The following is a 10,690-nucleotide window of genomic DNA, read 5'->3' as shown; positions in this document are numbered from 1 at the left end:
CCGGCGATCGCGGCGGCGCCGCGGCCGCGCGAGGCCGCGCTCCTCGTCTCAGCGCTGGGGCACGCCCTCGCGCTCGCCGGCTTCGGTGCGATCATCGCCGCCGTGCCGGCGCCGACCGCGCACGCCTATGCGGCGAGCACCCTGGTGGTGCTGATCTATGCGGCCCTGCACGCGGCGATCGGCATCGTTCTCGCGGCCTATGGGCTGTGGCGGAGCCGCGCCGGCTACGTCTCCGTTGCGCGCCGGCTCGATCTGCGCATCGGCAGCCTGTGGCACGCCGCGACGGCCGCGATCGGCCTCGCCACGCTGGGGCTGGCCTTCGGCCTGCCGTGGATCGCGCGATGACTTCGCAGGCGCCCAGACCGGAGACGAAGACGCGGACCGACAGAGCGGTGACGCTCCTGCTCCTGGTCGCCGGCTTCGTGATCTGGAGCTCGGCCTTTGTCCTCCTCTACGCCGCGTCGTCGATCGGCTGCGCGGCCGGATGGGAGCGCACGACGGTGGCCGGAACGAGCCTCTTGCGCGCGCTCCTCGTGCTGCTGTGGATCGCGCATCTCGGTGCGCTGGTCGCGCTCGTCATCTACACGTGGCGCCGGCGGCCGGGCGGTCCGGGTGGAACTGCGACCTTCGTCCGCCGCGTCGCAGTCGGCGCCGGCACGGCGGCGCTGGTCGCGACCCTGTGGACCGGCGCCCCGATCGTCGCGACGACGATGTGCGATCAGTACGACGCAGGCCTCGGTGCGCGGACGGCAGCGCAGGAGACGTCCGCCGAGCAAGCATCCGGCATATTGCGCCAGCCGTCGCGCCCGGCAATCGCGCCGCGCGACAATCCTCGCTCGGCCTAGCGAGACGCACTCCTCACCTACGTGGCCGACAACGGCTGGATCGACCGCGACTTCATCGCGGCGAGCACGCTCGCGGCAGCGCAGGGCCCGGCGCTGATCTCGCGCCCGGGTGGCGGCAGCGTCGACACGGCCGATCCGCTGGCCGACTTCACCGCCGCGGTCGCGGCCAACCACACCACCATCGACGATGGCGGCGCGCATCACCGGCCTGAGGCCCGAGGACATCGTCAAGGCGGCACAGTGGATCGCCGAGCCGAAGGCTGGCGGAAAGCGCGCTCGCCACCGGCAATGTCGGCCGGCCGGGCGGCGGCGCGCCGGCTCAGCTTCAAGTCGGCGGAGTACCGCACCTGACGCGACGTCGGCGCCGAGATCGATCGCGGTCTCGGCGCCTTCGCGTCACTCCTCGTGCCAGCCCGTCACCATCATCTTGAACAGGCTGCTCACCCGCGTCCCGGTGGTGCCGAGATAGATGTGCGCCACCATGAAGGCGACGATCATGGCACCGACCATGTAGTGCAGCACCGCAACGGGCAGCAGTCCATCGACCCCGAAGGCACTCTTGGGCGCGAGGTCGGGCCACATGAAGACGAGGCCGCTGACGATCAGGAGCGGCATCAAGAGATACATCACCACCCAGTAGATGATCTGCTGCAGCGCGTTGAAGTTCGCTTCGAGGGTCGGCGGATAGGGATGATGCTCGCCGCGGAAGATGCCGTAGGCGTAGAACCTGGTCTGCCGCCAGCAGCGCTCGAAGAAGCCGTCCGGCTTGGGCACGTACTGCCACCAGTTGCCCGAGACGATGTTGGCGAGGACGAAGACCACGTAGAGGCCGGCCACGGCGAGCCCGGCATTGTTGTGCAGCATCACGGAGAGCCGGAACGGCACGAGCGGCGCGTCCGGCGAGGCGAAATGTAGGCTGACGCCGGTGACGGTCAGGACCAGCATCAGCACCGCGTTGCTCCAGTGCCAGAGCCGGATCCACAGCGGCAGGATGAAGATGCGCTCGCTCATTTGCTGCCTCCCCGTCCCAGCCCCGCCACCACGCGGCCGAGGCCGTGCAGGGCGACCCCGCCGAGCGCGAGCACCACCAGGGCGATGCCGATGTAGTCGAAATAGGTGTTGCGGGTGGCACCGATCACATAGGCCTGCCCGATGATGGCGCTGTTGACGAAGCCGAGCCGCGCCCCTTCGGTCTCCGCCTGCCAGCGATAGAGCCGCGTGCGCAAGGCAGTGTCCTTGGTGTGGCAGGTGACGCAGTTCTGCTCGGCCCGGTCCTTGTTGAGCACCTCGTGCGACAGGCCGAGACTGCGCGTCGTGGAGGCCGGCGTGTGGCACTCGACGCAGCGCACCGCCGCCCAGTGCCGCTGCGTGTTGGGCAGCCAGGCGTGGATCGCATCGAGATCGGGCCGCTTCTTCGGCACCGGCAACGGACGTGCCGCGGCCGCGAACTTTTCGTCCGAGCCGTGGCAGCCGATGCACATCGCGTTGTCCTGCTTCACGATCAGGGCGGGATCGCGGAGCCGTGCGGCGGTCTGGTAGACGTGCGAGTCGTGGCAGCTCGAGCAGGTGAACGTGTCCTTCAGGTTCTTGGCGTGGACGCTGCGCGCGACCTGCGGCTCGATCCGGAAGGTCTTCTGGGCATGGCATTCGGCGCAGGGCAGCGTCTCCGCCTTGCCGCTCGCCGCGCCGACATGCGGGTACTCGCGATAGCCGCCGGTGTGGCAGGTGCGGCACGCCATGCCGGCATGGATCGACGTGTCGAACTTGGCGATGTCGACCAGGAGGCCGGACAGCTTCTTGACGTCCATGTCGTGGCGCGGCAGCGCCCGCAGGCCCGCCTCGCTGTGGCAGGCCGTGCATTCCGCGTTCTGCCGCCGCACCATCGCTGCGGTCTCGGGATCGGCGGACGGCAGGCCCTTGGTCTGCGCCGAAGCCGGACCCGTCAGGGTGGCGGCGACCGCCATCACGGCCGCGCCGAAGAGCCATCGTGTCATTGCATGCGACATGGTCCATCTCCGGGAACCGTGCCCGCGGCCGGAGCGCGGCCGAATGCCGGAGCATCCCCGGCCCGTTCGACGGACAGCGCCAACCCCAAGGAGTCCTCGTGGAGGATCTGCGCGGTCACGCGCGCCAGCGCGGCGTAGAGCGGCTCGCGCGCCTGCGCGGCGAGCGCGTGGCAATAGCCCGGCACCCAGACCATCAGATGCCGGTCGAGGAACCGTCGCCGATGGTCGCGGGCGGCGGCGAGATCCTCGTCCGCCCCGTCGCGCGCGGCGGCGTCCTCGGCGGCACACAGCGCCGCGACGAAGCGCAGCTCCTCAGCGAGCTGGTCGCACGGACCGGCGAAGCCCCGCTCGTCGTAGCCGGCCGCCCGATAGGCCTCCGCGACCGCCGCCGCGACGGTGCCGACCGCGGGATCGTCACGCCACACCGACTCGTAGGGCGGCGGCGGGCCGTAGCCCTCCTGCAGGCCGCCGAACAGGCGGGTGTGCTCGACACCGAGTCGCAGGGCGATGTCCGGCGCGCCGTCGCGCAGCGGCGCGAGCAGCTCCGCCGCGAGCCCGCCGGCTTCGTCGCGCGCCGCGTCGCGCGTCAGCCGCGCGATCGTCTCGGCCGACAGGGGTCTGCCCCAGAGCCCCGCGAGCAGGCCGTAGACGCTGCTGCGCATCGCGGCCGGAAGCGGATCGGGATGCGGGGTCATTGCTTGGCGATCCCGTAGAACGGCGTCGCCAGCGCACCCTCGCCGCGATGGCAGCCCATGCAGGTGCCGCGATCGACCGCGCCCGGATAGGCGGCGAGCGGGAACTCCTCCTTGCGCAGATACTGGATGTTGTCGGGGAACTTCACGCCCGAATGGCAGGTCACGCACTGGATCGCCATGAAGCGCGTGTGGATCCGGTGGAAGCGGCTGCCGACCTCGAGGTTGTACTTGTCGCCCGGCGAGACGTCGCCCTCGCGGATGAGATCAGAGAGGATGCCGGCGCCGACCGGCTTCTCGGGGCCGGCCGCATCCTTGGCGGCCGGAGCCTTGGTGACCGGATCCTTGGCGACGGTGGGCTGCTGGGCGAGCGCCGGCGCGATGCACAGCGCGGCGGCGAGCAGCAGCGGGAACAGCGGCTTCATCGCTCGCCTCCTTCCAGCACGTAGTAGACCTGCGGACCGGCCCCGTATTCACGCTTGAGCTGGGCCGCCTTCTTGGTGCCGATCTGCCTGGCGACCTTGGAGGTGGGATCGTCGACGTCGCCGAAGGCGCGGGCGTCGACCGGGCAGACGAGATCGCAGGCGGGCGTGTATTGCGCGTCCTTGCCGATACGGTCGGTCTTGCCGTCGGCCACGGCCTTCTCCAGCTTGTGCCAGCAGAACGTGCACTTCTCGGCCTTGCCGGCCTGCTTGCGGTGGGTCCAGTGCCGCTCCGCCGCCGGCACCGCCTCGACCGGGGTCGGCGCCTCGCCGGGATAGAGGGTCGCGAGCTTCGCCCCGTTGATCTGCGGCACGCCGTAGGGACAGACCGCCGCGCAGTAGCCGCAGCCCGTGCATTTGTCGTAGTCGATCAGAACGACGCCGAGCTCGTTCTTGGTGATCGCCTTGAAGCCCGCCTTGTCGCAGGCGAGCTTGCACGGGGCGTTCTCGCAATGCATGCAGTTCATGGTGACGAAGGTGCGGTAGACGTTCGGGAACGTGCCGCCTTCGGACTCCACCATCACGTTCCACGGCGAGTCCGGCGTGAAATTGTTCTCGACCGCACACGCCGCGACGCAGGCCCGGCAGCCCATGCACCGCTTGGTGTCGATCACGCGAACGAGCTTCATGATCGGGGCTCCTCTCAGGCCTTGGTGATGCGGCACTTGGTGTCGTTGAACGAGTTCATCCCGGAGATCCTGTCCGGGTGGAGCTCGAGCACGCGGTTCACGTCGATTCCCTTGCGGGCGTAGGCCGGGTAGCTCGGCAGCGTCTGGCCGTAGTGGTAGGAGATGCCGACCGTGTCGGGCCGGATTCCTTCGGTGAACTTGCAGCGGCCCGTGACCTTGCCGACCCGTGTCTCGACGATCACCTCGTCACCATCGACGAGACCGAGCTTGCGCGCCGCCGTCGTGTTGATCAGCACCCGGTTCTCCTGGGTGTCCTTGCCGAGGGCGAAGTTGAGGATCGGGTTGGTGTTGCTGCACGCCATCTGGTTCCGGTACATGCTCTTGAACGTGATCAGGTAGAAGGGCATGTCGGCGGCCTCCCGGTGGGGCGTCGGGAAGGCGTGCTCCTTGCGCGGAATCGGCGCGTAGGCGATCTGGTACTGGGCGACGTCGATGTTCCTGATCCCGTTCTTCTCGACCGTCTGCTTCACCTTCTCGAACGTGCCGGCCATGGAGTCGGCGTAGAGCTGCATCTTCGGCTTGCCCGGCCCCTTGAACTTGTCCTCGACGCCGGACATGTAGACCCGCTGCGGCGTCTTCTTCGACGCCACGAAGCCGTCCTTGACGGCGATGTCGAAGGACTTGCCGCCGGTGGCGTTCAGCCAGATGGTCTCGACCGCCTCGCGCGGGGTGTACTCGCGTCCCTTCTCGAACTTGTGGGTCTTCAGGCCCCATCGCTCGTTGATCGCATCCACATAGGCGTCGCGGATGCCGAGCCGCTTCGACAGCTCCCACAGGATCGTGAAGCCGTCGTGCTGGAGATTGTAGGGGTTGACGATCGGTTGCCGGATGCCGGTGTTGCTGGCGAACGGATGCGACCGCGTCGGCGCGAAGTGCCAGGACTCCAGGAACCCGAGATCCGGCAGCACGATGTCGGACATCCACGCCGTCTCGGTCATGTTGATCTCGATGGTGACGTTGAACGTCTTCTCCATCGACTTGAACTGCGTCGTCGTGTCGGAGGTCGAGACCGGCCGGTTGGTGGCGTAGAAGATCTGCATCTCCGGCTCGTAGGGCAGACCATAGGCCTTCGGATCCAGCACCGTCAGCGCGACCTGCTGGCAGACGTCGTGATGGCCGTTGGGGAAGTAGACGCTCTTGGCGAGGTCGACGCGCTTGGGCGGATACTCGCAGTAGGCCGGCGCCATGTAGGCCGGGCTGCGGCCGACCGGCCCGAGGATCATGCCGCCGACCGCGTCCGGATTGCCGATCAGCATCTGCAGGATCAGGCCCGAGCGCCAGTTCTGCACGCCGAACTCGCGCGCCGTCATGCCGCGCCAGGTGTGGATCATCACGGGGCGGTAGCGGTGCGTGAGATCGCCCACCTTCGTGGTCGTGCCGATGCGGGCCTCGCGGCCGATCATCGTGGCGAGTTCGCGGATCGTCTCGGCCGGCACGCCGGCGATCTCGCCGGCCGCCTCCGGCGTCATCTCGCCGAGGCTCTCGGCGAAGACGTCGAACGCGGTCTTCACCGGCTTGCCGTCGACCGTGAAGCTGCCGCGCAGCGCCGGCACGACGCCGGCCTCGAACGGCTTTGCGCTCTTGCTCGCCGTGTCCCACACCAGCGGCTTGTCGCCGGCTCGCAGGATGCGACCGTCGGCACCGACGAGCTGCGGCGCGTTCGTGTAGGTCACCAGGAAGTCGGTGTCGATCTGTCCGGCCTCGATCAGCAGCCTGGACAGTGCGAGCACGATCGCGACGTCCTTGCCGGGGCGCACCGGGATCCACATGTCGGCCTTGGCGCCGACATGCGAGAGCCGCGGCTCGACCACCACCACCTTCATGCCACGCTCGCGCGCGTCGGTCACGGCGTGATCCATCCAGCGCGCGAACTGCTCGGCCTCGAAATAGTTCGAGCCGAACACCACGAACAGATTGCAGTGCTCGATGTCCGGCAGGAAGCCGTGATAGCCCCAGGTGATGTCGTCGGCGACGTGACGGGCGGATTCGCAGGTCGTCGTGCGATGGATGATGTTCGGCGTGCCGAAGGCCTTGCCGAAGGCGAGCGGGAAGTTGTCGCCGATGAGATACTTCCCGTGGCCGTGCTGCCAGATCAGCTTGGACGGGTTCGTCGCCTTGATCCGCGCCATCCGTTCCGTGATGGTCGTGAACGCCTCCTCCCAGGAGATCTCGACCCACTTCGGATCCTGATCGAGGCCCTTCTTCGGATTGGTGCGCTTGAGCGGCGTCTTGACGCGATAGGGGTTGTACATCTGGAAGGCGCCGGCGACGCCCTTCGGACAGATGCCGTGATTGAACACGTCGCGGCGCGCCGGATCGGTGCCGATCGAGCGGATCACGCCGCCGACCTTCTTCACCTCGATGCCGCAGAAGTTCACGCAGTGCACGCAGATGCTCTTGATGGTCTCGGCCGCGGCGGCCGGCGCGGCGGCACCCGGTGTCGCGGCGCCCTGCGCTGCAGCGGGCCGGAGCGGCGTGAGCATCGGCGCCACGCCGGTCGCGGTCGCCAGCGCGGCGAGCGACGCGAAGCCCTTCAGAACGTCACGTCGCGACGCGCTCCCGGACTCGCCATGCACCCCGACATCGGGAGTGGCGTCCGTCGCGAGGGTGTGGGTGAGCGGCGCAGACGACGCTGTCATGGGCATATCCTCTCGACGATCCGGCCATGGGCGCGGCACACGGGTTCGCGGGCGCGGCCGAGACCGCGCTGAATGAGCTGTTGGGATCGGGGGTAAGGTGCGGAATCCGTCTCCGGCCGGAGACGGCCTTCAGGGACCGGGCCTCCACGGCAGAAGCGCTGCGCCGGTTCGCGCCGAGACACGATCTGGACTGTCAGATCCCGTTGCAGACGGACGGCGGCGATGGCTGCACATGGGAGTCACGCGGTGGGAACCAGTGTCGCGGAGCATAGGCGCCGTACTTTTGAACGCCTTGAGATAACTCAATAAGTCATTGTTCCAATTTGGTAACGTCCACCGTCGCCAGCCGCCGGAGCGGCACCGCGGCGTAACGCCGCCGCGCTCGCGTTACGCTCCGGTAACGTCCTGGACGTCGCGTTACGCAGGAGGGACACATGCGTCGGTTCCTGATCTCGCTGCTCTTCGCGACGCTGTGCGTCGCCCCCGCGCGCGCCGACCCGCCGATTCGCTTCGGCCTCACGGCGGCGGTCGTGCGAGAGCATCTGGATCTCTACGATCGTCTCGCCGCGTATCTCGGTCGCAAGGTCGGCCGCACCGTCCAGATCGTCCAGCGCCGCTCGTATCGCGAGGCGATGGAGCTGATCGAGAACGGCGAGCACGACTTCGCCTGGATCTGCAGCCTGCCCTACGCCAAGTACCGCGACTCCCGACGCTTCGGCCTCCTCGCCGTGCCGGTGTTCCGCGGCGAGCCGCTGTACCGATCTTATTTGATCGTGCACCGGTCGAGCCCGGTGCAGACCATGGCGGAGCTGGAGAAGCGCGTCTTCGCCTACTCGGATCCGGACTCCAATACCGGCTACGCCGTACCGCGCCGGCAGATTCACGAGCTCGGGCGCAATCCCGACAGCTTCTTCCGCCACACCTTCTTCACCTACGGCCACACCGAGCAAATCGAGGCCGTCGCCGCCCGCCTGGCCGACGGGGCCGCCGTCGATTCCTACGTCTGGGAGTTCCTGGCGCGGCACGGATCGCCGCTGACCAACGACACCCGGATCGTCGCGCAGTCGGAGGCCTACGGCTTTCCGCCGCTGGTCTACCGGGTGGGCGTCGAGCCGGCGCTCCGCGAGCGGATGGCGACCGCTCTCCTGACCATGGACAGCGACCCGGACGGCCGCCGCCTTTTGGCCGAGCTGATGCTCGACCGCTTCACCACGGCCGATCCCGCCCTCTACGACGGGGTCGGCCGGAACATCGATCGCCGTTGATGCGCCTTCCGCCGTCCCCGAGCCTCTCCGTCAAGCTGCCGCTCGTCCTCAGTCTCGTGGTCGCGACCGTCGCGGCGACGATCGGGGCGGCCATGGTCTATCAGGACCGCAGCCGGCTGCGCGACGAGCTCGAAGGCAAGGCGCTGCTGCTCGCCCGCGCGGTCGCCGTCACGACGCCGGAGCTGCTGCTGCGCGGCGACACCTGGACGCTCTACAAGGTGCTCCGGCAGATCACGCAGGGCACCGAGCGCGGCGGCGAGGCGGCGACCGTGGCCGCCATGGTGCTCGATCCGGCGGGCCTCGTGCTATCGCATCTCGACCCCGCCGCGTTCCCGATCGGACTGCCGGCGGCGCGCGAAAACTCCGCCGAGCACCGTCTGATGCAGGCGGCCCTCGGCATGACGGCGCCCGGCGTGCTCGACGGCGATGGCTTCGTCGAGGGCGTCGCGCCCGTCCAGACGGGAGGGCGCACCATCGGGATCGTCCGGGTCCAGCTCTCGACTCAGGAGCTCGACCGCACGACGCGCAGCGCAAGTATCATGGTGCTACTGCTCACGCTCGGCATGACCCTGGTCGGCAGTCTGATCGGGGCAGCCTGGTCGGTCCGCGCCGTTCGCCCGCTGCGAAGCCTGGCGCAATCGATGGAGCGGATCGGTCGCGGCGAGGTGACGCTACTCCCGGTATCGCGACGCGACGAGATCGGCCAGCTCGTCGACAGCTTCAACCGCATGGCGGTCGAGCTCGACGAGAAGCGGCGGCTCGCGGCCGAGCTGGCCGCCAACGAGAAGGTGATCGCGCTCGGGCGCATCGCCGCCGGCGTCGCCCACGAGGTCAACAATCCGCTCGCCGGCATGCTGAACTGCCTCAGCACGCTGCGGGCCAAGGCGAACGACCCGGAGCTGGTGGCGCGATACCTGCCCCTGATCGAGAAGGGGCTGCGGCGCATCGGCGCCCTGGTCAAGGATCTGCTGATCGAGCTGCGCGTCGAGGACGCGCGGGAGCCGGCCGATCCGTCCTGCCTCGAGGACATCCGCGATCTCGTCGCGGCCGAGATCGATCCGGCCCGCATCGCGCTCGCCTGGGACAACGGCCTCCAGCCGGGCGACCTCCTGAACCGGCCCAAGATGCAGCAGGTGCTGCTCAACCTGATGCGCAACGCGGTCGACGCGATGCCCGAGGGCGGCCGCCTGTCGTGCCGGTTCTGGGGCGAGCCGACCGATCTCTGGTTCGAGGTGACGGACACGGGGCACGGCATCGCGCCGGGGAACACGCAGCGCATCTTCGACCCGTTCTTCACCAGCCGGCCGAACGGCACCGGCCTCGGCCTATGGATCGTGCTCCGGCTCGTCCGCTCGATGGGCGGCAGCATCGATGTCGACAGCGCCCTCGACCGCGGCACCACGTTCCGCATCCGCATTCCCCGGGAGACCGACCTTGTCGCGCAGCCAGCCTGATCCTCATCCGATCCTGATCGTCGAGGACGACGAGATCATGCGCGTGTCGCTGGAGGACCGCTTCCGGCTGGAGGGATTTACGGTCGTCTCGGCGGCGACGATCGACCGGACGCGCCGCGAGCTCGAACTCGGCCCGAAACCGTGCCTCGTGATCACCGACGTGCGGCTGCCCGACGGCAGCGGGGCCGAGCTGTTCGACTTGTGCCGCACCACCCTTCCCGGCGTGCCGGTAGTGGTCATGACGGCGTTCGGATCGGTCGCCGACGCGGTGCGCCTGGTGAAGGCCGGCGCGCTCGACTATCTGGAGAAGCCGTTCGACCTCGACGATCTCGTCGATCTGGTGCGTGTCACGGTCCGCAGCCCCGAGCCCGGCGACGACCGCAGCCTGCGGAGCAGCCTCGAGGAGGCGGAGCGCGCCGCCATCGTCGACGCCCTCGCCCGCAACGACTGGGCCGTCACGAAGACGGCGCAGGGGCTCGGCATCTCGCGAAAGAGCCTGTGGGAGAAGATGCGCCGCTATCGGATCGAACGCTGACGCGCGATGGCCCGTGGTCGATCTCGATCACGTCGCGCGTGGCCGACGGTCGGGGACGACGGCAGACCCGGCCCCGATGGCCC

General features: G+C 68.9%; 11 protein-coding genes and 1 pseudogene. 6 read left to right on the top strand and 6 right to left on the bottom strand.

The features are described from left to right. The 3 genes and pseudogenes from CCR97_RS15265 to CCR97_RS15255 form a co-directional block, all read left to right on the top strand. A pseudogene (locus CCR97_RS15265) lies at nt 1-345 on the top strand (cytochrome ubiquinol oxidase subunit I); the annotation flags it as partial. 47 nt (nt 346-392) lie between these two features. Next, complete coding sequence (locus tag CCR97_RS15260; protein WP_201159620.1) at nt 393-845, top strand: hypothetical protein; 453 nt, start codon at nt 393-395, stop codon at nt 843-845. 21 nt (nt 846-866) lie between these two features. After that, the gene (locus CCR97_RS15255; RefSeq protein WP_111355611.1) at nt 867-1,196 is read left to right on the top strand and encodes a hypothetical protein; all 330 of its coding nucleotides are present in this window, start codon (nt 867-869) and stop codon (nt 1,194-1,196) included. A 45-nt stretch (nt 1,197-1,241) separates the two neighbouring features. Here CCR97_RS15255 and CCR97_RS15250 read toward each other — a convergent pair whose 3' ends face one another. From CCR97_RS15250 to CCR97_RS15225, 6 genes are read right to left on the bottom strand one after another with little or no spacing between them, the layout of a single operon-like run. Further along, complete coding sequence (locus tag CCR97_RS15250; protein WP_111355610.1) at nt 1,242-1,856, bottom strand: cytochrome b/b6 domain-containing protein; 615 nt, start codon at nt 1,854-1,856, stop codon at nt 1,242-1,244. After that, nucleotides 1,853-2,839 carry a cytochrome c3 family protein gene (locus CCR97_RS15245; protein ID WP_170145694.1) on the bottom strand — a complete coding sequence of 329 codons (987 nt, stop codon included), beginning with the start codon at nt 2,837-2,839 and terminating at the stop codon, nt 1,853-1,855. Before CCR97_RS15245 ends, CCR97_RS15250 begins: the two co-directional genes overlap by 4 nt. Continuing rightward, nucleotides 2,836-3,546, bottom strand: a complete 711-nt coding sequence (locus tag CCR97_RS15240) for a TorD/DmsD family molecular chaperone (protein ID WP_111355608.1) — start codon at nt 3,544-3,546, stop codon at nt 2,836-2,838. Before CCR97_RS15240 ends, CCR97_RS15245 begins: the two co-directional genes overlap by 4 nt. Continuing rightward, nucleotides 3,543-3,968 (bottom strand): hypothetical protein, encoded by a 426-nt coding sequence (locus CCR97_RS15235; protein ID WP_111355607.1) that lies wholly within the window; start codon nt 3,966-3,968, stop codon nt 3,543-3,545. Before CCR97_RS15235 ends, CCR97_RS15240 begins: the two co-directional genes overlap by 4 nt. Next, entirely contained in the window at nt 3,965-4,654 is a 690-nt protein-coding gene (locus CCR97_RS15230) for a 4Fe-4S dicluster domain-containing protein (RefSeq protein WP_111355606.1), read from the bottom strand. Before CCR97_RS15230 ends, CCR97_RS15235 begins: the two co-directional genes overlap by 4 nt. Before the next feature lie 14 nt (nt 4,655-4,668). Then, the gene (locus tag CCR97_RS15225; RefSeq protein WP_201159619.1) at nt 4,669-7,353 is read right to left on the bottom strand and encodes a molybdopterin-containing oxidoreductase family protein; all 2,685 of its coding nucleotides are present in this window, start codon (nt 7,351-7,353) and stop codon (nt 4,669-4,671) included. Between the two features lie 434 nt (nt 7,354-7,787). Between CCR97_RS15225 and CCR97_RS15220 the strand changes: the two genes are divergently transcribed. From CCR97_RS15220 to CCR97_RS15210, 3 genes are read left to right on the top strand one after another with little or no spacing between them, the layout of a single operon-like run. After that, nucleotides 7,788-8,618: a substrate-binding domain-containing protein gene (locus CCR97_RS15220; RefSeq protein WP_111355605.1), complete on the top strand. Its 831-nt coding sequence runs from the start codon at nt 7,788-7,790 to the stop codon at nt 8,616-8,618. Beyond that, nucleotides 8,618-10,072 carry a sensor histidine kinase gene (locus CCR97_RS15215; RefSeq protein WP_111355604.1) on the top strand — a complete coding sequence of 485 codons (1,455 nt, stop codon included), beginning with the start codon at nt 8,618-8,620 and terminating at the stop codon, nt 10,070-10,072. Before CCR97_RS15220 ends, CCR97_RS15215 begins: the two co-directional genes overlap by 1 nt. Continuing rightward, complete coding sequence (locus tag CCR97_RS15210) at nt 10,053-10,607, top strand: response regulator (RefSeq protein ID WP_170145693.1); 555 nt, start codon at nt 10,053-10,055, stop codon at nt 10,605-10,607. The genes CCR97_RS15215 and CCR97_RS15210 overlap by 20 nt, the downstream gene beginning before the upstream one ends. Nucleotides 10,608-10,690 lie beyond the last annotated feature (83 nt).

The sequence above is a fragment of the Rhodoplanes elegans genome (assembly GCF_016653355.1).
In the GTDB taxonomy this organism is placed as follows: Bacteria; Pseudomonadota; Alphaproteobacteria; order Rhizobiales; family Xanthobacteraceae; genus Rhodoplanes; species Rhodoplanes elegans.
This window is presented reverse-complemented; position numbering and strand designations above follow the sequence as displayed.